This window comes from Micromonospora sp. NPDC051925 (genome assembly GCF_044548625.1).
In the GTDB taxonomy this organism is placed as follows: domain Bacteria; phylum Actinomycetota; class Actinomycetes; order Mycobacteriales; family Micromonosporaceae; genus Micromonospora.
In genome coordinates this window covers 101,423-124,731 of sequence record NZ_JBIUCH010000001.1, presented here as the reverse complement: position 1 = coordinate 124,731, position 23,309 = coordinate 101,423, and the positions used below count along the sequence as shown (strand labels likewise).

Below are 23,309 nucleotides of genomic sequence, written 5' to 3'. Positions count from 1 at the left end.
CTTGCTTTTCCCGGATCACTGCCTATGGTTGGCCACATGTCCCCGACCGTCCGTCCTGCCCTCGCCACCGGTGCGCCGGTGGTGCGGTTCGTGGCGGCCCGGTGTCGGGTGGCGGTGTCCGACGGGACGCGGCCGGCTGTCGTGCCCACCCAGGGGCGGCCGAGCCCGATCCCCGCCGGGCGTGGCCCGCCGGAGCGGCGTACCCCCTCCGGATCGGCCACCAGGGCGAAGCCATTCGGCTTCGGCCTTTTTCTATTTCCCGGAACTTCTCTTCCCCCCGAAAGGACATGTCATGAGCATCGATCTGCACGGCCAGGTCGAACAGGACCGGCTGACCATGCTCCGCCAGGCCCTCACCGAGCAGTTCGCGACGCAGACCGCCCGGTTGACCGAGTTGACCGCCGACACCGGTGACCCGGCCGAGGCGCACACCCGGGGCGCACTGATCGCGGCCACCCGGCAGAGCCTGGACCACCTGGCCGGGGCGCTGCGACGACTCGCCGAGGGCAGCTACGGCCGCTGCGAACGATGTGAGAAGTCGATCCCGGCCGAACGGTTGGAGGCGCTGCCCCAGGCCCGCTTCTGCGTGCCCTGCCAGCAGAAGGCACACGGCTGACCGACCCTCCACCCCGCCGGCGGTGGGGCCGGTGGTGGCCCGTCGGTGGGGTGGTCGCGCGGAGAGACCTGAGCGGTCGGCTCGGGCCGGAGGTCCGCCCCTGCTGCCCGGTCGGGTACCGGCCGGAGCAGTGGTGGGGTTCACGTCCTCGGGGCTGATGACGTTGCACCGGTGGCTCCGAGCTGTCTGCGGCCCACCACTCCAGGTGGTGGGTTTGGGTCCTGTGGAGCTGATGACGTTGACGCATCACCCGTCCCGAAGGGCAGCGCGAGTGTGGCCCGTGGGCCGGCTGGATCACTGGCGGTTCCGCCGGTGAATCGTGTACGTCATCAGCTCCACAGGACGCGGACGGATACCACCTGTATCGCGGGGCGTACTCGCCAGTCGCCGACGGGGCACCGCATCCCCGGCCGGGTGCAGCCGACACGCCCCTCCCACCTAGCAACCTAGGATGCCTTACACGTGGTGCGGTCCCGCTTCTCCGCGTAGCGCCACCGCACCGGTACGGTGCTCGCCGTGACCGCAGACGATCGCCGGGCGGCCGGTCCGGTCGCCGTGCTCGCCAACCCCACCGCCGGCCGGGGCCGCCACCGGGGTCTGCTGCCCCGGGTCGTCGACAGTCTCGCCGCCGCCGGCCGACCGGTGGAGCTGCTCACCGCACACACCCCCGCCGAGGCGGAGGCGGCCTGTCGTTCGGCGGTCGCCGCCGGGGCGTCCGCACTGGTCACGGTCGGTGGGGACGGCACCGTCCACCGTGCCCTCCAGGCGGTCGCCGGTACGGCCGTGCCGTTCGGTCCGGTGCCGGCCGGCACCGGCAACGACTTCGCCGCCGACACCGGCTTCCCGGCCGATCCGCTCGCCGCCGTCGAGATGATCGCCGCGGCGCTGCGCTCCGGTCGCACCCGCCCGGTCGACCTGGCCCGGATGTCCGCCGGTGCCGGCCCTGACCGCTGGTACGGCGCGGTCCTCGCCGCCGGCTTCGACGCGATCGTCAACGAGCGGGCCAACCGGATGCGCTGGCCGCGCGGCCCCCGCCGGTACGACCTGGCGATCCTCGTCGAGCTGGCCCGGTTGCGCCCGCGTCGCTACACGCTGCGTCTCGACGGCGAGGAACACCGGGTCGATGCCGTGCTGATCGCGGTGGGCAACTGCGCCAGCTACGGCGGTGGGATGCGGATCTGCCCTGCCGCCGACCCGACCGACGGGCTGCTGGACGTGGTGGTCGGCGGCCGGATCGACCGGCGCACCCTGATCCGGGTCAAGCCGCGCATCTACGCCGGCACCCATGTGGCGCACCCGCTGGTCCGCAGCTACCGGGCCCGTACCGTCGAGTTGGCCGCCGAGGGCATCACCACGTACGCCGACGGCGAACGGTCGCTGGACCTGCCGGTACGGATCAGCGCGGTGCCTCGGGCGGTGCATCTGCTGCGCTGAACGGCTCGCCCGGCGGTGGCCCTGGCCGCGCGGATCCCGGCCCGCCGCCGACCGGCGCGGCCGGCCCGTCGCCGCGTGGGGCGGCGGCCCGGACCGCGCCGATGCTGGCGACGACCACCAGGCCGATCGCCAGCACCTCGACCGGGTGCAGGTCCTGACCGAGGATCAGCCAGCCGGCGAGCGCGGCGAGCGCCGGCCCGAGGCTCATCAGCACCGCGAACGTCGAGGTGGCCAACCGGCGCAGGGCCAGCAGCTCCAGGGTGTAGGGCAGCACCGAGGCGAGCAGCGCCAATCCGGCGCCGAGCGCCAGCACCCCCGGATGCCACAGCCGGGCCCCGGCGTCGGCCAGGCCGAACGGCAGGGTGAGCACGGCGGCCAGGGCGAGGGCCAGGGCCAGCCCGTCGGCGCGGGGGAACCGGCCGCCGACCCGTGCGGAGCAGACGATGTACGCCGCCCACAGCGCGCCCGCCCCGAGCGCCAGGCCCGCGCCGACCGGGTGGAGCCGGTCGAATCCGCCCTGACCCAGCAGGGCCACCCCGGCCAGCGCGAGCCCGGCCCAGCACCAGGCGGTCCACCGGCGGGCGGTCAGCACCGACAGGGTGAGCGGTCCGAGCACCTCCAGGGTCACCGCCGGGCCGAGCGGAATCCGTTCGATGGCCTGGTAGAAGACGGAGTTCATGCCGGCCAGGGCGAGCCCGAACGCGCCGACGGCCAGCCAGTCGGCCCGGTCGTGTCCGCGTAGCCGGGGTCGGCACACCAGCAGCATCAACAGCGCCCCGATGGTCAGCCGCAGGGCCACCGTGCCGGGTACCCCGACCCGGGGGAAGAGCAGCGCGGCGACGGCCGAGCCGAAGTGCACCGACAGTGCCCCGCCGAGCACCAGTCCGACCGCGCCAGCCCGGCCGGACGAGTTGATCATCGGGACGGCAGGGCCAGGTCGAGCACGGCGCCGAGGCCGCTGGGACGCCCCGGACCCGCGGCCGGCAGGACCAGCGCCCCGCATCCGGCGGCGACCGCCCCGGCGTCGGCGGGGGTGTCGCCGACCATCAGCGTCTGCTCCGGGTCCACCCGGAGCATCCCGCAGGCGCGCAGGAAGATGCCCGGATCGGGCTTGCACCGTCCCACCTCGTACGACAGGGCGTACGCGTCGACCAGGTCGGCCAGTCCCCAGGCGGCGAAGTGCGGCCGGATGTCGAAGCCGATGTTGCTCACCACCGCCACCTTGATCCCGGCCGCCCGCAGCGCGGTCAGCACCGGGGTGGTGTCCGGGTAGGGAACCCAGCCGTCCGGCACCAGCACCCGTTCGTAGAGCGCCTCGGCGAAGCCCTCGATGCCGGCGTCCACCGTCTCGGCCAGCCCGGTGTAGGCGGCCCGGTGCGCGTGCTCGTAGAGGTCCCGGTCGGCCCAGAGTTCGGCCAGGCGGGGTGGCACCCGGGTCGGCATCGGGCCGCCGGCCCGGCCGGCGGTGAGCAGCCGGTCGGCCAGCGCGGTGGCCCGCATCCGCTCCAGGCTCACCCCGCACGTCGCCGCCGCGGCGACCACCCAGTCGTGGGCCTGCTCGACCTGGGCCAGGGTGCCGTGGAAGTCGAAGAGCACCGCCTCCACGGGGCGGCGGGACGCACCCGCTCGGGTCGCGTTCTCGACGCCGTTCGAGGCTTCGGGCGGTTCGACATGATCCGGCACGTCGTGCACCCTACCGACCCACCCCGACCGCCCTGCCGGACGGCCTTGACGGGTGGCCGTCGGTGGTACCGATTAATCTTGCTGACATGTCGAGCCCCGCCGAGCGGTACGCCGAGGCACGCCGCCGGGCTGCCCAGGCCGCCCAGTTCCCGGCCCTGGAAGAGTTCGCCCTCGACCTGGGGTTCGACCTCGACGACTTCCAGCGGGAGGCGTGTCAGTCCCTGGAGCGGGGCAGCGGGGTGCTGGTCTGCGCCCCGACCGGGGCGGGCAAGACGGTGGTCGGCGAGTTCGCCGTACACCTGGCGCTGCGGGGCACGCCCACGCCGGCGGCGGCCGAGGGCGCGGTGGCCCCCCGGGCCCGGCGCAAGTGCTTCTACACCACGCCGATCAAGGCGTTGTCCAACCAGAAGTACCACGACCTGGTGCAACGCTACGGCGCCGCGCAGGTCGGCCTGCTCACCGGCGACAACGCGATCAACGGGGACGCCCCGGTGGTGGTGATGACCACCGAGGTGCTGCGCAACATGCTCTACGCCGGCTCGGCCACCCTGGCCGGCCTGGCCTACGTGGTGATGGACGAGGTGCACTACCTCGCCGACCGGTTCCGGGGTGGGGTCTGGGAAGAGGTGATCATCCACCTGCCCTCCTCGGTCACCCTGGTCTCGCTGTCGGCGACGGTCTCCAACGCCGAGGAGTTCGCCGACTGGCTGGTCACCGTGCGGGGTGAGACGGCGGTGGTGGTCAGCGAGCACCGGCCGGTCCCGCTGTGGCAGCACATGCTGGTCGGGAAGCGGATGTTCGACCTGTTCCACGACGCCGACGCGGCGCGCAAGCACGACGTGCACCCGGAGCTGCTGCGCTACACCCGGGACCAGACCCGCCGGCTGGAGCTGGGGGAGGGGCGCAGCGCCGGCCCCGGCGGCGGTCGGCGCGGCCCGCGCTGGCGCGGCCCGATGCGCCCGGACATCGTCGACCGGCTCGATCGGGAGGGGCTGCTCCCGGCGATCCTGTTCATCTTCAGCCGGGCCGGCTGCGCCGCCGCCGTGCAGCAGTGCCTCGCCGCCGGCCTGCGGCTGACCTCGGCGGAGGAGCGGGCCGAGATCCGCCGGGTGGTCGAGTCCCGGGTCACCGCGATCCCCGGTGAGGATCTGAGCGTCCTGGGCTACTGGGAGTGGCTCGACGGGCTGGAGCGTGGCCTGGCCGCCCACCACGCCGGCATGCTGCCGGTGTTCAAGGAGGTCGTCGAGGAGCTGTTCGTCCGGGGGTTGGTCAAGGCGGTCTTCGCCACCGAGACCCTTGCGCTGGGCATCAACATGCCGGCCCGCTGTGTGGTGCTGGAGCGGCTGGTGAAGTTCAACGGTGAGGCGCACGTCGACCTCACCCCGGGGGAGTACACCCAGCTCACCGGGCGGGCGGGCCGGCGGGGCATCGACGTCGAGGGGCACGCCGTCGTGGTCTGGTCGCCGGAGACCGATCCCCGGCACGTGGCCGGCCTGGCCTCCACCCGCACCTATCCGCTGCGGTCCAGCTTCCGGCCGTCGTACAACATGGCAGTCAACCTGGTCGGCAGTGTCGGCGTCGAGCCGGCCCGCGCGCTGCTGGAGTCGTCGTTCGCCCAGTTCCAGGCGGACCGTTCGGTGGTCGGGCTGGCCCGGCAGGTGCAGCGCAACACCGAGACGATCGACGCGTACGGCGCCGAGGCGGTCTGCCACCACGGTGACTTCGACGAGTACTTCGCGTTGCGGGTGGCCATCGGCGACCGGGAGCGGGCCATCGCCCGGCAGGGGCAGACCCAGCGTAAGGCCGCCGCGGTGGCCGCGCTGGAGCGGCTGCGGGTCGGTGACGTGATCCGGGTGCCGTCCGGGCGGCGGGCCGGGCTCGCGGTCGTCCTCGACCCGGCCACCGGGGGCTTCGGCGAGCCCCGGCCGTTGGTGCTCACCCAGGACCGGTGGGCGGGTCGGGTCAGCCCCGGTGACTTCACCACCCCGGCCGAGGTGCTGGCCCGGATCCGGGTGCCCAAGCACTTCAATCACCGCTCGCCGGCTGCCCGGCGGGATCTCGCCGCCGAGGTCAGCGGGACCGGGCTGGACCGGCACGGTGGGCGTCGCGGTGGGCGGTCCCGGCAGGCCGCCGGTGAGGACCACCGGCTCAGCCAGCTCCGCACGGAGCTGCGCCGGCACCCCTGCCACGCCTGCCCGGAGCGGGAGGAGCACGCCCGTTGGGCGGAGCGGCGACGCCGGTTGGAGAACGACACCGAGGAGTTGCGCCAGCGGGTCTCCGGGCGTACCGGCTCGCTGGCCCGTACCTTCGACCGGATCGTCGCGCTGCTGACCGCCCGGGGCTATCTGTCCGCCGACGGCGGGGTCACCGACGCCGGTCGGATGCTCGGCCGGATCTGGACCGAGGCGGACCTGTTGGTCGCCGAGTGCCTGCGCCGGGGCGTCTGGGACGGGTTGTCCCCGTCGGAGCTGGCCGCCGCCGTCTCGGTGGTGGTCTTCGAGGCCCGCCGGGACGCCGACGAGCGGGCGTCGCTGCCGCGTGGCCCGGTCGCCGACGCGGTCGACGAGACGCTCAAGCTGTGGAGTGAGATCGAGGCCGACGAGGCGCAGCGGGGGCTGACCGTCACTCGCGAACCGGACTTCGGTTTCGCCTGGCCCATCTACCGGTGGGCCCGGGGTGAGACCCTGGCCAAGGTGCTCGCCAGCGGTCATCAGATCGATGGCGAGATGCCCGCCGGGGACTTCGTCCGTTGGGCCCGGCAGGTCGCCGACCTGCTCGGTCAGCTTGCCGACTCCGGTGGTGCGCCGACCGAGCTGCGGGCCACCGCACGGCAGGCGATCGCCGCCGTCAACCGTGGCGTGCTGGCGCACTACACCTCCGCCTGAATTATCACTTTCGGTCACCGATGGCCGGTTAATCGACGCATCGGACGGTCACCACGACGGCACCCCCCGGATAACCGGGGGGTCGCTGTTGTCCCTGCTCATGGCCTCCTCGATCATTGCTCGGGCGCGGTCTCCTACGCGCAGGTGACGGAGTGGGGGGAAGGCCGCCGTGGCGGAGATCAATCACTTTGAGTACGGGTGGATCACACCCGCGCTGAGCTACGCGCTGTCCGTGCTCGGTTCGTTCCTCGGGCTGGTCTGCGCCGGGCGGATCCGCACCGCCGGCAGCTCCGGCCAGCGCGTCTGGTGGGGTCTGCTGGCCGCCTGGGCGATCGGCGGCACCGCGATCTGGGCCATGCACTTCATGGCCATGCTCGGCTTCGCGGTCACCGGCACCCGGCTCCGGTACGACGTGCCGCTCACCGCCGCCAGCACGGTGATCGCCGTCACGGCGGTCGGGCTCGGCCTGGCCATCGTCGGCACCGGCCGGCTCAGCGCCGCCAAGGTTCTCGGCGGTGGCCTGTTCACCGGTGTCGGTGTCGCGGCCATGCACTACACCGGCATGGCCGCGATGCGGCTCAGCGGTGACCTGAACTACGACGGCACCCGGGTGGCGCTGTCGGTGGTCATCGCCGTGGTCGCGGCCACCGTGGCGTTGTGGCTGGCGATGACCGTCCGCCGGGGGCTGGCGATCGCCGGCTCTGCCCTGGTCATGGGGGTCGCCGTCAACGGCATGCACTTCACCGGCATGAGCGCCCTGTCGGTGCACCTGCACGAGCGGCGCGGCGCGGTGACCGGCGCGGGGGTGAGCACGCTGCTGGTGCCGATCGTCCTTGCGGTGATCTTCGTGGTGGTCGGGCTGGTCTACGCGCTGCTCGCCGCCCCCACCGACGATGACCGGGCCGCCGCCGCCTACCTGGACGCCCGGCAGGTCACCCCGCCGGCACCCGCCCCGCAGGCCGCTCCGGACCCGGTGGGCCTGCGTGCCCGGTCGACCACCCTGGGCCGGCCGGGCACCCCGTTCCCGTCCCGCCGGGACGCCCCACCGCCACGCTGAACCCACCGCCGCACCCGTCGACGGCGGCCGGGGCCGGTCGCCGTCGACGCGGCTCGTCCGGCCCCGGCGGGTGCCGCCCGCCCCCGGTCGCCCCCGCCCGCCTCGTCAGGGTTGCTGGGCGAGGGCGTCGACCAGCCGCCGGCAGGAGCCGGCGAGGTTCCACTGTTGCGCCAGCTCCAGCAGCTGGTCCGGGTCGGCGGGCGCGGCCGGCAGTGCGGTGGGCAGCGTCGGCAGCGGCACGTCGGTGGCGACCCGGACCACCTTCGGGGCCACCGCCAGGTAGTCGCGGGCGCCGTCGAGCTTGGCCCGCAGTCCCGGGGCGAACCCGGACCCGGGGTCGTCGAGCGCGGTGAGGATGCCGGGCAGGCCACCGTAGCGGTCGATCAGCCGGGCGGCCGTCTTCTCACCCACCCCGGGCACGCCGGGCAGCCCGTCGCTCGGGTCGCCGCGCAGCGCGGCGAAGTCGGCGTACCGGTCGGCGGGGACGCCGTAGCGGGCCCGGACCGCCGCGTCGTCGCAGTCGTCGAGCTTGGCCACCCCGCGACCGATGTAGAGCAGCCGGACCCGACGGGCGTCGTCGACGAGTTGGAAGAGGTCCCGGTCGCCGGAGACCACCTCCACCGGGCCGGGTTGGGTGACCGACAGGGTGCCCAGCACGTCGTCGGCCTCGTAGCCGGTCGCCCCGACGGCGGTGATGCCGATCGCGGCCAGCACGTCGAGGATCACCGGCACCTGCGGGGAGAGGGTGTCCGGCACCTCCTCGCCACCCGCCGGGGCGACCCGGTGCGCCTTGTACGACGGCAGCAGCTCCACCCGCCATGCCGGCCGCCAGTCGTGGTCGAGCGCGCAGACCATCCGGTCCGGCCGGCGGGTGCGGATGAGCTGGGCGAGCATGTCGAGGAAGCCGCGGACGGCGTTGACCGGCTGGCCGTCCCCGGTCCTCGCGGCCGACTCGGGCACGCCGAAGTAGGCCCGGAAGTAGAGGCTGGGGGCGTCGATCAGCAGGATCGGAGGTTGGTCTGCCACGCCCGACAGCGTGGCACAACCCACCGACGACATGGCGGACGGCACGAGGGGCGGTGGGCCCGCAGCTCCTGGTGGGCGGCGTGGCCCGGTGGGCGGGAACCTGGGGGCGGGAAATCGGAATGACGTCGGCCGGGTGGCGGGTGAGACTGCCGGGCATGGAGTTCGTGCCCGGACTGGCCCTGTGTCGCCGTTTCCACGACGAGGCCGTCGCGCCGCTGCTGGCTGCCCGGCTGCCCGGCCTGCGGTACTCCGCCGGGTTGCTCGACGGCGGTTCGGAGCTGCTGGGCCTGGACACCGAGCGCTCCACCGACCACGACTGGGGGCCGCGGGCCCAGGTCTTCGTGGCGGATCCGGCCGACGCGGCGTCGGTGCGCGCGGTGCTGACCGGCCTGCCGGTCCGGTTCCTGGGCCGGCCGACCCGGTTCCTCAGCTGGCCGACCGCGCGCCTGGGGGTGCCCGACGTCGCCGGTGACCGGAGCGGGGTGGAGGTGGCCGGGTGGCGGGACTGGCTGCGGGGCCGGCTCGGCTTCGACCCCACCGTCGCCGTCACCACCGACGACTGGCTCGCCCTCCCGACCCAGCGGCTGGCCGAGCTGACCGGCGGCGCGGTCTTCCACGACGGCCTCGACGGCACGGTCGAGGCCGTCCGCGCCGCCCTGGCCTGGTATCCGGACGACGTGTGGCGGCACGTGCTGGCCGCCGGGTGGACCCGGGTGGGGCAGGCCGATCATCTCGTCGGGCGGTGTGCCGAGGTGGGCGACGTGCTGGGCAGCCAACTGGTGGCCGCCCGGGTGGCCCGCGACCTGATGCGGCTCGGTCTGCTGCTGCACCGGCGCTGGCCGCCGTACGACAAGTGGCTCGGCAGCGTGTTCGCCGCGCTGCCGGACGCCGCGCCGGTGACAGCGGCGTTGGCGGACGTGCTCGGGCCGGGTGACTGGGCCGGGCGGCAGGCCGGCCTGGTGCGGGCGTTGGAGACGGTTGCCGACTGGACCAATGCCACCGGGCTGGCCGCGCCGGTCGATCCCACGGTCCGGCCCTTCCACGGGCGGCCTTTCCTGGTGCTCGACGCGGGTCGTCTCGCCGCCGCGCTGCGGGCCGCGATCGTCGACCCCGTCCTCCGGGACCGCCCCCTGGTCGGGGCGGTGGACCAGTACGTCGACAACGTGGACGTACTGGTCCACTCGGACCGGGTGCGCCGGGTCGCGGGAGCCGTCGCCGGCTGACCGCGTCGGTGGGGTGGTCGGCCCGTTGCCGGCGACCGCGCCGACCGCCGGCCCACCGCCGGTGCCGAGGTACGCCGGACCGGCACCCCGCGCCGGACCAGCCGCCGGGCACCCCACCGGGAGCCGGTGGCTAACCGGCGGCGCCCCGGATCCGGGTGCGGATGAACTCCCCCGACTCGGTCAGCACGTCGGTGCCGGTGAAGTCGGTGCCGGCGCAGGTGCCCCGCCGGAACACCGAGTTGCTCTCCGGGCCGTCGGAGAAGCTCCACATCGAGTAGCTGATCTTCAGGCTCTTCAGCAGATCGAGCCAGGTGGTGGCGCTGTCCAGGTCGTTCGGGCCGTCGCCGGTGAAGGTCTGGGTGCCGAACTCACTGACGAACAGCGGCAGGCTCCGCGCGGCGCGGGCCACCGTCGCCCGTTGCAGGTCCCGGTGGGACGCGGCATAGAAGTGGAACGTGTACATGATGTTCGCGGCGTCGACCGGGTCGTCGGTCACCTCGGTCTCGTCGGCGCCCTCGGAGACGCCGAGCGAGGAGAAGCCCCGGGTGCCGACCAGCACCACGCTGTCCGGGTCGGCGGCCCGGATCACCGGGATGACCTGCTCGGCGTAGCTCTTGATGCCGGCCCAGTCGACCCCGTTGGGTTCGTTGGCGATCTCCCAGAGCACGTTGGTCCGGGCGGCGTGCCGGGCGGCGACCTCGGCGAAGAAGGACGTCGCCCGGTCCAGGTTCAGGTTGGGGTCGCCCGGGGTGAGGATGTGGAAGTCGACCACCACGTACAGGCCGAGGGCGCTGGCGGCCTCCACGGCCTCGTCGACCCTGCGGGTGAAGCCGGCCGGATCGGTCTCGAACCCGCCCTCCTGGACGTACATGGCCACCCGGACGAAGTCGGCCCGCCAGTCGGTGCGCAGCGCGGCCAGCGAGTCCGGGTTGAGGCAGTTCGGGAAGAACTGGAGACCGTGGCTGCTCATCCCGCGCAGTTGGATCGGTTCCCCGGCCTCGTTGCACAGGTTCACCCCGCACACCCGCAGCAGGCCGTTGACGGCCACCGGGGAGTCGGCGGGCGCGGTGGCCTGCGGCGCGTCCTCGGTGGCGCTCGGCGTGCCGGTGGTGGCCTGCGGTGTCGCGCTCGTGGCGACCGGCCGCTCCGGTTCGCTCTCCGCGCTCGCGGTGGGGATGGCCAGGGCCGCCCAGGCGGCGGTGAGCGCGGCGAGGGCGACTCCCGCCGAGGTCAGTACTGCGCGTCGATGCATCGGTGAACTCCGTCGGGCTCGTCGGGACCCGGGGAGGGCACCCGGTGGTACGGAACCAGTGCCGTCGCGGTTCACCCGGCCGGCCCCGGGCCGCCGCCGTCGCCCCGCCGACGGAGTGGGCCGTTGCCCGAACGACCGTTAAGCTGACGGGATGGCGCCCGCCGCCGACGGACGACGGGCGACGGCTCAACACCACCCCCATGGAGCTCATCGCGCTATGACTGTCGACCGGATCCTCCCCACCGACGAGGCCCACGACCTGCTCGACCTCGCCACCGAGCTCGCCGACCGCGAGCTCGCGCCGAGAGCGGCCGGATTCGAGGAGCGTGCCGAGTTCCCCCGGGAGGTGTTGCGCACCCTCGGCCGGGCCGGCCTGCTGGGCCTGCCGTACCCCGAGGAGCACGGTGGTGCCGCCCAGCCGTACGAGGTCTACCTCCAGGTGCTGGAGATCCTGGCCGGGCGGTGGCTGGCGGTCGCCGAGGCGGTCAGCGTGCACACCCTGTCCTGCTATCCGCTGGCCCAGTTCGGCACCGACGCGCAGCGCAAACTGCTGCCGGACCTGCTGGGTGGGGAACTGCTCGGGGCGTACTGCCTCTCCGAGCCGCAGGGTGGCTCGGACGCCGCGGCGCTGACCAGCAGGGCGGTCCGCGACGGCGACGACTACCGGGTCACCGGCGTCAAGGCGTGGATCACCCACGCCCAGGTGGCGGACTTCTACAACATCTTCTGTCGCACCGGCGGGCCGGGACCGAAGGGCATCTCCTGCCTGCTCGCCGACCGGGGCACCGCCGGCATCGTGCCGCAGGCGGCCGAGCGGACCATGGGGCTGCGCTCCTCGCCGGTCGCGCAGGTCGCCTTCGACGACGCCCGGGTGCCGGCCGACCGGCTGATCGGCGGCGAGGGGGCGGGGTTCACCATCGCGATGTCCGCGCTGGACTCGGGGCGGCTCGGCATCGCCGCCTGCGCGGTCGGCCTGGCCCAGGCGGCGCTGGACTACGCCGTCGACTACGCCCGTGAACGCCAGCAGTTCGGCCGGGCGATCATCGACTTCCAGGGGCTCGGTTTCCTCCTGGCCGACGCGGCCACCCAGATCTCCGCCGCCCGGGCGTTGACGCTGGCTGCCGCCCGGCTGCGTGACGCCGGCCGGCCGTACTCGATCGAGGCGGCCAAGGCGAAGCTGTTCGCCACCGACGTGGCGATGCGGGTGACCATCGACGCGGTGCAGGTGCTCGGTGGCGCCGGCTACGTGGCCGACCACCCGCTCGAGCGGTACCTGCGGGAGGCGAAGGTGCTCCAGATCGTCGAGGGCACCAACCAGATCCAGCGGCTGGTGATCTCCCGGGCGCTGGCGAAGGGCTAGCCTGTGCCGGTGACCTTCCCCCGGATCACCATCGATCCCGAGGTGATGGGCGGCGCACCCTGCGTGCGGCAGTCCCGGATCCCGGTGGCGACCCTGCTGGCGATGATGGCGGAGGGGATGTCGGTGACGGACATCCTCACCGATCTGCCCTTCCTCGACGAGGAGGATCTGGCGGAGGTGTTGAACTTCGCGGCGGATGCGGTGCGCGACCGGGCGGCCCGCTGAGCGTCACATCGGGCGGGACGTCGTCGCCAGGGGAACGCTCCACCGGGTAGGTTGCACGCGTGGAGGAGATCGACCGTGCCATCGTCGCCGCGCTGACCGCCGACGGCCGCCTGTCGTACACGGATCTGGCGGAGAAGGTCGGCCTGTCGGTCTCGGCCGTGCACCAGCGGGTCCGCCGGCTGGAACAGCGCGGCGTGATCAGCGGCTACACCGCCCGGGTGTCGTTCGAGGCGCTGGATCTGCCGTTGACCGCGTTCGTGGCGATCCGGCCGTTCGACCCGTCCCAGCCGGACGACGCGCCGGAGCGGCTGGCCCACCTGCCCGAGATCGATTCGTGTTACTCGGTGGCGGGGGAGGACTTCTACCTGCTCCTGGTGCGGGTTGCCGGGCCGGCTGACCTGGAGCGGGTGCTCCAGGAGATCCGTACCGCCGCGAACGTCACCACCCGCACGACGGTGGTGCTGTCCACCCCGTACGAGGGTCGGCCGCCGAAGGTCGCCGTCGGCGAGCCCCGGGTCCGTTCCCGGGGTGGCGTCGACGCGTCGGCCTGACCTCCGGCTGGTGCCCTCAGTGGCCCCTCAGCCGACGCCGGGCTGAGGCTGGCGGGCCGCGCCGGCCGGGGGCCGCGCTCAGCCGCCGTTCCACCGCAGGATCACCGGGCGGCCGTGCTCGTGGCCGAGCACGCTGACGGTGGCGGTGTCCAGCCGGAGCTTGCCGCCGCCGGCGGCGGGCAGGCCGATCCAGCGGGCGCCGACCACGCGCAGGGTGTGGGCGTGCCCGACCAGGCCGACGCTGCCCCGCTCCAGCAGGGGAGTGAGCCGGGCGAGCAACCGGTCGACCCGGGCGCCGACCTGGTCGGGGGACTCTCCGCCGGGGCAGCCGTCGGTCCAGATGTTCCAGGCCGGCTGGTCGGCGTGGATGTCGTCGGTGGTCCGGCCCTCGTACCGGCCGTAGTTCCACTCGGCGAGGTCGTCGTCGGTGTGGTCGACGGTGAGGCCGGCGAGCTGCGCGGTGCGCAGCGCCCGTAGCCGGGGGCTGGCGAGCACGGTGGCGAAGCGCTGGCCGGCCAGCACCGCGGCCAACGCGCGGGCCTGCCGCTCACCGTCGGGAGTCAGCTCCAGATCGGTGTACGAGGTGTGCCGTCGGGCGGCGCTCCAGGTCGTCTCGCCGTGCCGGATCAGGATGATCTCGCTCATGTCTCCCAGTCAACCAGCCTCCGCCGCGACCAGCCCGCACAGCCTGCCGCCGGTGTCCCGCCGTACGGTGGACGACCCAATCATCCTAGGACGGCTTAGAGGTGGTGCGCAGACGCGCACCACTACCTCTGCGCCTACGGCGCAGTCCGTTTGAGCCCGGACAGATCGGGGACGCCGACGGGGAGCGGGGCGCAGACCCCGTGACCGCCGCAGCGACAGGAGGCGACATGAGCTTCACCGACAAGGCGAAGAACAAGGCCCAGGAGCTGACCGGCGTTGCCAAGGAGCGGATCGGCGACGTCACCGACAACGAGCGGATGCGGGCCGAGGGCACCACCGAGCGGAACAAGGCACGGGCCCAGCAGGCCGGTGAGCACGTCAAGGACGCCGGTCGTGACGTCAAGGACACCATGCGCTGAGAGCCGCCGTATCCGCCTGACGCGGCGTCGGGTGGCCCCCCCCGGGAGATCCGGGGGGGCCACCCGCGTTAACGTGCGGTCATGCTGGTCGCCCGATCACTGGTGTTGTTCGTCCTGGCCGCGCTCGCCGAGATCGGTGGCGCGTGGCTGATCTGGCAGGGCTGGCGGGAGCACCGGGGGTTGTGGTGGATCGCCGCCGGGGTGGTCGCGCTGGGCGTGTACGGCTTCGTGGCGACGTTCCAGCCGGACGCCAACTTCGGCCGCATCCTGGCCGCGTACGGCGGGGTCTTCGTGGCGGGTTCGCTGGCCTGGGGGGTGCTGGTGGACGGCTTCCGGCCGGACCGGTGGGACCTGACGGGCGCGGCGATCTGCCTGCTCGGCGTCGTGGTGATCATGTACGCCCCGCGCGGGGCGTGACCGCACACCCGCTGCCTCCGCGACCCGACCGGTCACGGAGGCGGCGGGTGTGCGGTGGGGTCAGTCGTCGCGGTGCGCGGCCCACCACTGCTGGCCGGCGTCGGGGAGGGTGTCGATCGGGTCGTAGTAGGCGTAGCGCTTGTTGAGCGCCTCCAGGTCGGCGGACTCGATGGAGGTGCGGTAGTTCTTGGTCCAGTAGGAGATGCCGCGCTCGCGGTCGTACTCGGTGAGCATGTGCACCCAGCGTTTGCCGACGAAGGGGACGTCGCAGACGATCCGGGGGGTGGCGTAGCCGGGCAGGTAGCCCATGATGTCGTGCTGGAGTTGCTGGGCGTGCCAGACCGGGACCCGCCAGTGTTCGGCGTTGGGGATCATGTCGCACATGTAGAAGTAGTACGGCAGGATGCCGGCCTCGCCCTGGAGGGCGAAGCAGAGGTCGAGCAGGTCGGTGGTGGTGGCGTTGACGCCGCGCATGAGCACGCCCTGGTTGCGGACGTCGCGGACGCCGACGTCGAGGGCGGTCTGGGTGGCCCTGGCGACCAGCGGGGTGATCGACTGGGCGTGGTTGACGTGGGTGTGGATGGCCAGGTTGACGCCGCGTCGGGCGGCGGTGCGGGCGACCCGTTCCAGGCCCTCGACGACGTCGTTCTGCAGCCAGTGCTGGGGCAGGCCCATCAGGGCCTTGGTGGCGAGCCGGATGTCGCGGACGGTCTCCAGTTCGAGCAGCCGCATCAGGTACGACTCGAGGTTGCGCCACGGGACGTTGGCCACGTCGCCGCCGGAGACGACGACGTCGCGGACGCCGGGGTGGGCCTTGAGGTAGCTGATGTGGGCGTCGTAGCGGTCGACGGGCTTGAGGGTGAGCTTGAGCTTGTCGACGGCGGGGGTGGAGTTGCCGACCAGGTCCATCCGGGTGCAGTGCCCGCAGTACTGGGGGCAGGTGGAGAGCAGTTCGGCGAGGACCTTGGTGGGGTAGCGGTGGGTGAGGCCCTCGGCGACCCACATGTCGTGTTCGTGGAGTGAGTCGCGGCTGGCGTAGGGGTGCGACGGCCAGTCGGTGCGTCGGTCGGCGGCGACCGGGATCATGTAGCGCCGGACGGGGTCGGCGCGGAACGCCTCGGTGGTCATCGGTGCGAACGGCACCATCGTATTGATCATCTGGGGTGGCACCAGCATCGACATGGTGGCCAGGGCCTGCTGGTCGGCTGCCAGGTCGGTGTAGAAGGTCTCGTCGACGCTGTCGCCGAGGACGGTGCGCAGCTGCTTGATGTTCTTGACGCAGTTGACGCGTTGCCACTGGGCGTTCTCCCACTGCTCGCGGGTGACGTGGCGCCAGCCGGGGAAACGGGTCCAGTCGGGTTCGGTCAGGGGGCTGCGGCGGTATTCGTAGGGCTGGCCGGCGGTCGGCACGGCGACCGGGGCGGGGCGGGGCCCAGGGATGGTCTCCATCGGTTGGGTCTGGGTCACGGCCCCTCCTCGTGGTGTGCGTGGCCGGGGTGACCGGCGGGCTGGTGCGATGATCGGTAGATCCGAAGGCTACTGGAAAATATCCGGCGAAGAAATTAGTCTGCCGTAAGTTTTCCCGCGATGCGAGTCCTGGTCGGGGCTTCGGGCGGTGGAGAGGGGAGGTTGGCGTGACGTCACCGGTGGGCCTGCATCGCGTCGTGGAACCGGCGGGGGTGCTGCCGCAGGCAGCCTGGCGGCTGGACGCCGACCCACGGATCGCCCCGAACGAGGTGCGGATCCGGGTCGAGCGGCTGAACCTCGACGCGGCCAGCTTCCGGCAGTTGTCGGAGAAGCACGGCGGGGACGGGGAGAAGGTCCGCGCCGAGGTGCAGGAGATCATCTCGACCCGGGGCAAGATGCAGAACCCGGTGACCGGGTCGGGTGGGATGCTGATCGGCACCGTGGAGGAGGTCGGTCGTCGGTCGCCGCTGGGGTTGACGGTGGGTGACCGGGTGGCGACGCTGGTGTCGCTGACGTTGACCCCGCTGACCGTCCTCGACGGGCTGGCCCGCTGGGACGGGCGCAGCGAGCAGGTGCCGTGCGACGGGTACGCGATCCTGTTCGCCCGGTCCATCGCGGCGGTGTTGCCGGCGGACCTGCACCCGGAGTTGTCGCTGGCGGTGCTGGACGTGTGTGGGGCGCCGGCGTTGACCGCGCGGGTGGTCGGCGAGCGGGTGGCGCGGCGGGAGCGGGCCGGTGACCCGTCCCCGGTGACGGTGGCGGTGGTCGGTGGGGCCGGTAAGAGCGGGTCGTTGTCGTTGGCGGCGGCGCGGCGGGCGGGCGCGGGTCGTACCGTCGGGGTGGTGCCGGTGGCGGCGGAGCGGGACGCGCTGGCGGCGGCCGGGGTGGCGTCGGTGGTGGCGTTGGCCGACGCGCGGGATCCGGTGGCCCTGTCGTCGGCGGTGACCACGGCGTTGGGCGGGCCGGCGGACGTGACGGTGGTCTGCGTGGACGTGCCGGGTTGTGAGCACGGTGCGGTGTTGGCCACGGCGGACGGCGGCACGGTGATCTTCTTCTCGATGGCGACGAGTTTCGCGGCGGCGGCGTTGGGCGCGGAGGGGCTGGCGGCGGATGTGACGATGCTGGTGGGCAACGGGTATGTGCCGGGGCACGCGGAGCTGGCGTTGGGGTTGTTGCGGTCGGAGCCGGGGGTACGTGCTCTCTTCGAGTCCCGGCTGGCGGCAGACTGAGTGTCATGACGAACCCCTCGACGTTGTACCGCGGCGCTGTGCTGCACTGTCCGGCGGAGCCGAGCGCGACGGCGCTGTTGGTCCGGGACGGGCGGATCGCCTGGTTGGGTGTCGACGCGGATGCGCCGGCCGCTGATCGGGTGGTGGACCTGGACGGGGCGTTGGTGACGCCGGCGTTCGTCGATGCGCATGTGCACGCGACGGACACCGGTCTGGCGTTGTCGGGGTTGGATCTGTCGTCGGTGCGCTCGGCGGGGGAGTTGTTGGCGGCGGTGTCGGCGTTCGCGGCGGGGCTGCCGGCCGACGGGGTGCTGCTGGGGCATGGGTGGGACGAGTCGGGCTGGGCCGATCGGCGGTTGCCGGACGCCGGGGAGCTGGATCGGGCGGCGGGTGGCCGGCGGGTGTATCTGTCGCAGGCGTCGATCCATTCGGCGTTGGTGTCGTCGGCGTTGTTGGCGGCGTGTCCGCAGGCGGCCGGCGCGGCGGGTTTCGACGCGTCGGGGTGGTTGCGGCGGGACGCGCATCATGTGGTGCGGGCGGTGGCCCAGGGGTCGGTGGGTCGGGGGCAGCGGGTCGCGGCGCAGCGGGTGGCTCTGGCACATGCGGCGTCGTTGGGGATCGCGGCGGTGCACGAGTGTGGTGGTCCGGAGATCTCCGACGAGGAGGATTTCACCGGGTTGTTGGCGTTGTCCGGTGCGGGGTTGCCGGAGGTGTACGGGTACTGGGGTGAGTTGTCGGGGGCGGCGCGGGCCCGGGACCTGGGTGCGGTGGGTGCGGGTGGTGATCTGTTCGCCGACGGGGCGTTGGGGTCGCGGACGGCGCACGTGTCGGCGGCGTACCGGGACGGGCAGGGTTGTGGGCACGGGTATCTGAGCGTCGATCAGGTGCGTGACCATCTGTTGGACTGTGCGGCGCACGGGATGCAGGGCGGGTTTCATGCGATCGGTGACGCGGCGATCTCGACGGTGTTGGCGGGGTTCGCGGCGGTGGCGGCGAGGTTGGGGACGGATCGGGTGCGGGCGGCCCGGCACCGGGTCGAGCACGCGGAGCTCATGAACAAGCGGTTGATCGCCGGGTTCGTGGAGTTCGGGGTGGTGGCGTCGATGCAGCCGGCGTTCGATCGGTTGTGGGGTGGCGCGGGTCGGATGTACGAGTCGCGGTTGGGTCTGGACCGGTCGTGGGAGTCGAATCCGATGGGGGCGATGCACTCGGTCGGGGTGGCGTTGGCGTTCGGGTCGGATTCGCCGGTGACGCCGTTGGACCCGTGGGGTGGGGTGCGGGCGGCGGCGGCGCACCACAATCCGTCGCAGCGGATGAGTGTGCGGGCGGCGTTCGCGGCGCACACCCGGGGTGGGTGGCGGGCGGTGCGGCTGGACAACGAGGGTGTGTTGGCGTTGGGGGCGCCGGCGACGTTCGCGGTGTGGTCGAGCCCGGCGGGGGTGGAGCGGGGTCTGCCGGTGTTGTTGGCGCAGGACCCGGAGTTGCGGGGTCCGTCGGATCCGACGCCGTTGCCGGTGTGCCGGCGCACGGTGTTGCGCGGTGAGGTCATCTACGAGGAAGGCGTTTCGTGAGCGAGCTATCCATCGGTAGGGCGCGGCAGGTGGCGGCGTGACGGGCAAGCTTGACCTGGATCCGGTGCTGGTGGGGCGGGCGCGGGAGTTGGCGCGTCGGGCCGGGCAGCCGGTGGTGGATCTGGCGCGTGGGCACACCACGGTGTCGGTGGAGCGGGCGGTGTTGCGGCTGGCCGGGGTGTCGGGTGCGGATCCGGATGGTATTCCGTGGGTGAACCGGCTGGTGGACGCGGTGGTCGGGGATGTCGGGTTGGGTCACGGGGTGGCGTTGCCGGTGTTCGACGCGTTGGCGCGGGAGCAGTTGTCGGATGTGACGTTGTTGGCGCAGCGGGCGGCGGCGGGGTCGGTGCGGTTCGCGGTGCCGTCGGGGCGGGCGGCGACGGCGGCGCGGCGGGCGGCGCGGCGGGCGGTCGGTGCGGGGGTGCGGTTGATCGATCGGCGGCGTGCGGAGCGGGATCGGTTGGTGCGGCGGTTCGGGGATCCGGTGCGGCGGCCGTGGATCTATCTGATCGTGGCGACGGGTGACATCTATGAGGACATTCCGCAGGCGCAGGCGGCGGCGCGGGCGGGTGCGGATGTGATCGCGGTGATCCGGTCGACGGGGCAGTCGTTGTTGGATTACGTGCCGGAGGGGGCGACCCGGGAGGGGTTCGCGGGCACGTATGCGACGCAGGAGAATTTCCGGTTGATGCGGGCGGCGTTGGATTCGACGTCGAAGGAGTTGGGCCGGTATGTGCGGTTGACGAATTACGCGTCTGGTTTGTGTATGCCGGAGATGGCGACGTTGGCTGGCCTGGAGCGGCTGGACATGATGCTCAACGATTCGATGTACGGGATTCTGTTCCGGGACATCAATCCGGTGCGGACGTTTGTGGATCAGCGGTTCTCGCGGCAGGTGCACGCGCGGGCGGGGATCATCATCAACACCGGTGAGGACAACTATCTGACCACGGCGGATGCGGTGGACGAGGCGCACACGGTGACGGTGTCGCAGTTGCTCAACGAGTTCTTCGCGCATGAGGCGGGGTTGGCGGACTGGCAGTTGGGGTTGGGGCACGCGTTCGAGATCAATCCGGAGGTGCCGGAGTCGTTCCGGTTGGAGTTGGCGCATGCGTTGTTGGCGCGGGAGTTGTTTCCGGATGCGCCGTTGAAGTGGATGCCGCCGACGAAGCACATGACTGGGGACGTGTTCCGGGGGAATCTGCTGGACGGGTTCTTCAATCTGGTGGGGACGATGACCGGGCAGGGGATTCTGCTGGTGGGGATGATGACGGAGGCGGTGGTGACGCCGTGGTTGTCGGACCGGGACATCGCGTTGCAGAACGTGCGGTACGTGTTGGGTGCGGCGGGTGGGTTGCACGAGGATTTCGTGCCGGCACCGGGTGGGTTCATTCAGCAGCGGGCGCACCGGGTGCTCGGTGCGGCGGTGGAGTTGTTGGAGCGCATCGGTGACGAGTCGTTGTTGTCGGCGATCGCCGAGGGCACGTTCGGGATCATGAAACGGCCGGCGGACCGGGGTAAGGGCCTGGCCGGGGTGGCCGCGCACGAGGCGGGTTACTACAACCCGGCGACGGAGATCCTGGAAGGGGCGGCGGCGTGAGTGACGCGACGGTCGTGCGGCCGTACGGGGACACCACCGGTGACGGGATGGTGCAGGTGTCGTTCACGTTGCCGGTGCCGCATGACAAGCGGGCCGAGGGCGCGGCGATCCAGTTGGCGAATCGGATGGGTATCGATCCGGCGATGCTGGTGCACGCGAAGCCGATGAGTGACGGGTTCACCTTCTTCGTGGTGTACGGGCGGGTGAATCATCTGGTCGACCTGGCGAAGGTGCAGGTGGTGGAGCGGGATTTTCCGCTGCTGTCGGCCAAGGAGGTCAACGCGGTGGTGAAGCGGCGGTTGCGGCGCAAGTTGTCGGTGGTGGGGGCGTGTATCGGCACGGACGCGCACACGGTGGGTATCGACGCGATCCTCAATGTGAAGGGCATCGCGGGGGAGAAGGGTCTGGAGTACTACCGGGAGTTGAAGGTGACCAATCTGGGGGCGCAGGTCGGTGTCCCGGAGTTGGTGGAGGCGGCGCGGCGGGAGCGGGCGGATGCGGTGCTGGTGTCGCAGGTGGTGACGCAGCGGGATGCGCATCTGCACAACACGCGGGAGATGTCGGCGGCGTTCCGGGAGGCGTTGCCGGTGGGGCGGCGGCCGTTGTTGATCGTGGGTGGGCCGAGGTTCGACGAGTCGATGACCGCGGAGTTGGGGGTGGATCGGATCTTCGGTCGGGGCACCACCCCGGGTGAGGTGGCCAGTTACCTGGTCCATGCGTTGGTCACGGACCGGGCGGACGGGAGGGCGACGGCATGAGTGACGGGCGGTTGGGGTTGACGGTGACGCATCGGCGTTATGTGCCGTACTCGCATGCCCATTACGCGGGGAACCTGGTCGACGGGGCGTACGCGTTGGGGTTGTTCGGGGATGTGGCCACGGAGGTGTGTATCCGTACCGATGGTGACGAGGGGTTGTTCGCGTCGTACGCGGATGTGCAGTTCGTGTCGCCGATGCGGGCCGGTGACGTGGTGGAGGTGACGGCGACGGTGGTGCGGGTGGGTACCCGGAGCCGGACGGTCGAGTTCGTGGCGCGGGTGGTGTGTCGGGGCCGCCCGGAGCGGGGCGGGTCGGCGGCGGAGGTGTTGGCGGAGCCGATCGTGGCGGTCACCGCGACGGGCACCGTGGTCGTTCCCGGGGCGGCGTGAGTCTGGCCGTCTGCGCCGACGTCGGGTCCACCTGGACGAAGGCGGCGGTGGTGGACCTGGAGGCGGGGCTGCTGGTGGGGGCGTCGTCGGCGCCGACGACGGTGGGCACGGATGTGCTGCACGGCCTGGACGCGGCGGTCGGCGCGGCGGTCGACCGGGTCTCCGGTGGCGGTCGGGTCGCCGGTGGTGACCTGCCGTGGTTCGTGTGTTCGTCGGCCGGGGGTGGGTTGCGGCTGGCCGTGGTCGGTTACGAGCCGCTGGTGACCGCGCAGGCGGGTCGGCGGGTGGGGTTGTCGGCGGGGGCGAACGTGGTGCACGTGGCGGCCGGTCGGCTGGGGGCTGCCGACCTGGCGGCGTTGCGGGCGGCCCGCCCTGATGTGGTGCTGCTGGTCGGGGGCACCGATGGTGGTGACGCCGACACGGTGACGCACAACGCGACCCGGTTGGCGCGGGCCCGGTGGCGGGTGCCGGTGGTGCTGGCCGGCAACGTCGACGTCCGCGACGACCTGCACGCGGTGTTGGCGGCGGCGGGGGTGCCGGTGACGGTGGCGGACAATGTGCTGCCCCGGATCGGGGTGTTGGCGCCGGCGTCGGCGCGGGCGGCGATCCGGGAGGTGTTCCTGCGGCACGTCATCGGCGGCAAGCGGTTGTCGCGGGGCGCCCGGTTCGCGCGGTTGGTGCGGGCGGCCACCCCGGACGCGGTGCTGACCGGGGTGGAGGTGCTCGCCGACGTGGTCGGTGGTGACCTGGCGGTGGTGGACGTGGGTGGGGCGACCACCGACGTGTATTCGGTGCTCACTCCCGACGAGCGCGCCGGTGGACCGGGTCGGGAGGTGGCCGGGACACTGTGGCGGGCCCGCACCGTGGAGGGTGATCTGGGGATGCGGTGGAGCGCGCCGGGGGTGGTGCGGGCCGCCGTGGAGGAGCGGCTGCTCGATGCCGCCGGGCAGGATGCCCTGGCGGGGGCGGCGGCGGTGCGGGCGGCCGATCCGGGGTTTCTTCCGGCCGGGGCCGAGGAGCGGGCGGTGGATCGGCGGATCGCGGCGTTGGCGGCGACGGTGGCGTTGCGTCGGCATGCCCGGGGTGCGGCGACCGGGGAGCGGGCCGGTAGGGACCTGCGGGACGTGCGGCTGTTGGTGGGTTCCGGTGGTGTCCTGCGTCACGCCGACGCCGGTGTGGCGGTGGGGGTGCTGGCGCAGGTGCTCGCCGATCATGCCGGGGGGTGGCCGTTGCCGCGGGCGGCGCGGCCGGCGGTGGACGTGGACTACGTGCTGGCCGCCGGTGGGTTGCTCGCTGGGGAGCATCCGGTGGCGGCGGGGGCGTTGTTGCGTCGGCATCTCGGTGGGGATTGAGACGCGCCGACGCGACACGCCGTGTCGGAACACACGACTGGCCGGGGGTGGGTTGACAGCGGCGGGGGTGCAAGCCGTACCGTCTTTGAGTCCTACTACGGGAAGCGGCTGTTGTTCGCTTCGTCCCTTCGTCCGCTGGCCGAGCGACAT

Annotated in this window: 22 protein-coding genes; 16 read left to right on the top strand and 6 right to left on the bottom strand. The window is 72.7% G+C overall.

All coding sequences use genetic code 11. The features are described 5' to 3' along the window. The first annotated feature begins 292 nt into the window (after positions 1-292). Positions 293-616: a TraR/DksA family transcriptional regulator gene (locus ACIG87_RS00630; RefSeq protein ID WP_396846805.1), complete on the top strand. Its 324-nt coding sequence runs from the start codon at positions 293-295 to the stop codon at positions 614-616. 507 nt (positions 617-1,123) lie between these two features. Continuing rightward, positions 1,124-2,050, top strand: coding sequence for a diacylglycerol kinase family protein (locus tag ACIG87_RS00625; RefSeq protein ID WP_396846803.1), 927 nt, complete (start codon positions 1,124-1,126; stop codon positions 2,048-2,050). On the opposite strand, the gene ACIG87_RS00620 is transcribed toward ACIG87_RS00625, so the two are convergent. Beyond that, a complete protein-coding gene (locus tag ACIG87_RS00620) occupies positions 2,013-2,969 on the bottom strand; it encodes an EamA family transporter (RefSeq protein ID WP_396846802.1) in 957 nt (318 codons plus the stop codon). The genes ACIG87_RS00625 and ACIG87_RS00620 overlap by 38 nt on opposite strands. Then, positions 2,966-3,733 carry an HAD family hydrolase gene (locus ACIG87_RS00615; protein WP_396846800.1) on the bottom strand — a complete coding sequence of 256 codons (768 nt, stop codon included), beginning with the start codon at positions 3,731-3,733 and terminating at the stop codon, positions 2,966-2,968. Before ACIG87_RS00615 ends, ACIG87_RS00620 begins: the two co-directional genes overlap by 4 nt. 86 nt (positions 3,734-3,819) lie before the next feature. On the opposite strand from ACIG87_RS00615, the gene ACIG87_RS00610 reads away from it, so the two are divergent. Together ACIG87_RS00610 and ACIG87_RS00605 are read left to right on the top strand one after the other, a co-directional pair. Next, positions 3,820-6,618 (top strand): DEAD/DEAH box helicase, encoded by a 2,799-nt coding sequence (locus tag ACIG87_RS00610; protein ID WP_396846798.1) that lies wholly within the window; start codon positions 3,820-3,822, stop codon positions 6,616-6,618. A gap of 169 nt (positions 6,619-6,787) precedes the next feature. Further along, positions 6,788-7,675 carry an MHYT domain-containing protein gene (locus ACIG87_RS00605; protein ID WP_396846796.1) on the top strand — a complete coding sequence of 296 codons (888 nt, stop codon included), beginning with the start codon at positions 6,788-6,790 and terminating at the stop codon, positions 7,673-7,675. Between the two features lie 105 nt (positions 7,676-7,780). Here ACIG87_RS00605 and ACIG87_RS00600 read toward each other — a convergent pair whose 3' ends face one another. After that, positions 7,781-8,734, bottom strand: coding sequence for a 5'-3' exonuclease H3TH domain-containing protein (locus ACIG87_RS00600; protein ID WP_396847568.1), 954 nt, complete (start codon positions 8,732-8,734; stop codon positions 7,781-7,783). Positions 8,735-8,856: 122 nt separating this feature from the next. On the opposite strand from ACIG87_RS00600, the gene ACIG87_RS00595 reads away from it, so the two are divergent. Then, positions 8,857-9,924, top strand: a complete 1,068-nt coding sequence (locus ACIG87_RS00595) for a DUF4037 domain-containing protein (protein WP_396846795.1) — start codon at positions 8,857-8,859, stop codon at positions 9,922-9,924. A 130-nt stretch (positions 9,925-10,054) separates the two neighbouring features. On the opposite strand, the gene ACIG87_RS00590 is transcribed toward ACIG87_RS00595, so the two are convergent. Continuing rightward, entirely contained in the window at positions 10,055-11,176 is a 1,122-nt protein-coding gene (locus tag ACIG87_RS00590) for a glycoside hydrolase family 5 protein (protein ID WP_396846793.1), read from the bottom strand. Between the two features lie 217 nt (positions 11,177-11,393). Here ACIG87_RS00590 and ACIG87_RS00585 point away from each other — a divergent pair, with 217 nt between their 5' ends. From ACIG87_RS00585 to ACIG87_RS00575, 3 genes are read left to right on the top strand one after another with little or no spacing between them, the layout of a single operon-like run. After that, entirely contained in the window at positions 11,394-12,536 is a 1,143-nt protein-coding gene (locus ACIG87_RS00585; protein ID WP_396846791.1) for an acyl-CoA dehydrogenase family protein, read from the top strand. 9 nt (positions 12,537-12,545) lie between these two features. After that, positions 12,546-12,761 carry a DUF433 domain-containing protein gene (locus tag ACIG87_RS00580; protein ID WP_363671834.1) on the top strand — a complete coding sequence of 72 codons (216 nt, stop codon included), beginning with the start codon at positions 12,546-12,548 and terminating at the stop codon, positions 12,759-12,761. A gap of 59 nt (positions 12,762-12,820) precedes the next feature. Then, a complete protein-coding gene (locus ACIG87_RS00575; RefSeq protein ID WP_396846789.1) occupies positions 12,821-13,312 on the top strand; it encodes an Lrp/AsnC family transcriptional regulator in 492 nt (163 codons plus the stop codon). A 78-nt stretch (positions 13,313-13,390) separates the two neighbouring features. Here ACIG87_RS00575 and ACIG87_RS00570 read toward each other — a convergent pair whose 3' ends face one another. Next, complete coding sequence (locus ACIG87_RS00570) at positions 13,391-13,957, bottom strand: histidine phosphatase family protein (RefSeq protein ID WP_396846788.1); 567 nt, start codon at positions 13,955-13,957, stop codon at positions 13,391-13,393. A 227-nt stretch (positions 13,958-14,184) separates the two neighbouring features. Between ACIG87_RS00570 and ACIG87_RS00565 the strand changes: the two genes are divergently transcribed. Then, positions 14,185-14,376, top strand: coding sequence for a CsbD family protein (locus ACIG87_RS00565; RefSeq protein WP_396846787.1), 192 nt, complete (start codon positions 14,185-14,187; stop codon positions 14,374-14,376). Positions 14,377-14,457: 81 nt separating this feature from the next. Next, a complete protein-coding gene (locus tag ACIG87_RS00560) occupies positions 14,458-14,793 on the top strand; it encodes a YnfA family protein (RefSeq protein WP_396846785.1) in 336 nt (111 codons plus the stop codon). A gap of 60 nt (positions 14,794-14,853) precedes the next feature. On the opposite strand, the gene ACIG87_RS00555 is transcribed toward ACIG87_RS00560, so the two are convergent. After that, positions 14,854-16,260 carry a KamA family radical SAM protein gene (locus ACIG87_RS00555; protein WP_396846783.1) on the bottom strand — a complete coding sequence of 469 codons (1,407 nt, stop codon included), beginning with the start codon at positions 16,258-16,260 and terminating at the stop codon, positions 14,854-14,856. A 179-nt stretch (positions 16,261-16,439) separates the two neighbouring features. On the opposite strand from ACIG87_RS00555, the gene ACIG87_RS00550 reads away from it, so the two are divergent. From ACIG87_RS00550 to ACIG87_RS00525, 6 genes are read left to right on the top strand one after another with little or no spacing between them, the layout of a single operon-like run. Further along, entirely contained in the window at positions 16,440-17,489 is a 1,050-nt protein-coding gene (locus tag ACIG87_RS00550) for a zinc-binding alcohol dehydrogenase (RefSeq protein WP_396847566.1), read from the top strand. 5 nt (positions 17,490-17,494) lie between these two features. Continuing rightward, positions 17,495-19,060, top strand: a complete 1,566-nt coding sequence (locus ACIG87_RS00545) for an amidohydrolase (protein WP_396846781.1) — start codon at positions 17,495-17,497, stop codon at positions 19,058-19,060. A 37-nt stretch (positions 19,061-19,097) separates the two neighbouring features. Further along, a complete protein-coding gene (locus ACIG87_RS00540) occupies positions 19,098-20,660 on the top strand; it encodes a lysine 5,6-aminomutase subunit alpha (RefSeq protein WP_396846779.1) in 1,563 nt (520 codons plus the stop codon). Beyond that, positions 20,657-21,418, top strand: coding sequence for an OAM dimerization domain-containing protein (locus tag ACIG87_RS00535; RefSeq protein ID WP_396846778.1), 762 nt, complete (start codon positions 20,657-20,659; stop codon positions 21,416-21,418). Before ACIG87_RS00540 ends, ACIG87_RS00535 begins: the two co-directional genes overlap by 4 nt. Then, positions 21,415-21,807 carry a hotdog domain-containing protein gene (locus ACIG87_RS00530; RefSeq protein ID WP_396846776.1) on the top strand — a complete coding sequence of 131 codons (393 nt, stop codon included), beginning with the start codon at positions 21,415-21,417 and terminating at the stop codon, positions 21,805-21,807. Before ACIG87_RS00535 ends, ACIG87_RS00530 begins: the two co-directional genes overlap by 4 nt. Further along, on the top strand, positions 21,804-23,159 hold the full coding sequence (locus ACIG87_RS00525; protein WP_396846774.1) for a glutamate mutase L: 1,356 nt from the start codon (positions 21,804-21,806) through the stop codon (positions 23,157-23,159). The genes ACIG87_RS00530 and ACIG87_RS00525 overlap by 4 nt, the downstream gene beginning before the upstream one ends. Positions 23,160-23,309: the final 150 nt, after the last annotated feature.

Bases quoted from the DNA above. Each gene is read 5' to 3' on its own strand.
- ACIG87_RS00630 (WP_396846805.1), top strand. From the start codon at position 293: ATGAGCATCGATCTGCACGGCCAGGTCGAACAGGACCGGCTGACCATG.
- ACIG87_RS00620 (WP_396846802.1), bottom strand. From the start codon at position 2,969: ATGATCAACTCGTCCGGCCGGGCTGGCGCGGTCGGACTGGTGCTCGGC.
- ACIG87_RS00610 (WP_396846798.1), top strand. From the start codon at position 3,820: ATGTCGAGCCCCGCCGAGCGGTACGCCGAGGCACGCCGCCGGGCTGCC.
- ACIG87_RS00600 (WP_396847568.1), bottom strand. From the start codon at position 8,734: ATGTCGTCGGTGGGTTGTGCCACGCTGTCGGGCGTGGCAGACCAACCT.
- ACIG87_RS00595 (WP_396846795.1), top strand. From the start codon at position 8,857: ATGGAGTTCGTGCCCGGACTGGCCCTGTGTCGCCGTTTCCACGACGAG.
- ACIG87_RS00590 (WP_396846793.1), bottom strand. From the start codon at position 11,176: ATGCATCGACGCGCAGTACTGACCTCGGCGGGAGTCGCCCTCGCCGCG.
- ACIG87_RS00585 (WP_396846791.1), top strand. From the start codon at position 11,394: ATGACTGTCGACCGGATCCTCCCCACCGACGAGGCCCACGACCTGCTC.
- ACIG87_RS00570 (WP_396846788.1), bottom strand. From the start codon at position 13,957: ATGAGCGAGATCATCCTGATCCGGCACGGCGAGACGACCTGGAGCGCC.
- ACIG87_RS00565 (WP_396846787.1), top strand. From the start codon at position 14,185: ATGAGCTTCACCGACAAGGCGAAGAACAAGGCCCAGGAGCTGACCGGC.
- ACIG87_RS00560 (WP_396846785.1), top strand. From the start codon at position 14,458: ATGCTGGTCGCCCGATCACTGGTGTTGTTCGTCCTGGCCGCGCTCGCC.
- ACIG87_RS00545 (WP_396846781.1), top strand. From the start codon at position 17,495: ATGACGAACCCCTCGACGTTGTACCGCGGCGCTGTGCTGCACTGTCCG.
- ACIG87_RS00530 (WP_396846776.1), top strand. From the start codon at position 21,415: ATGAGTGACGGGCGGTTGGGGTTGACGGTGACGCATCGGCGTTATGTG.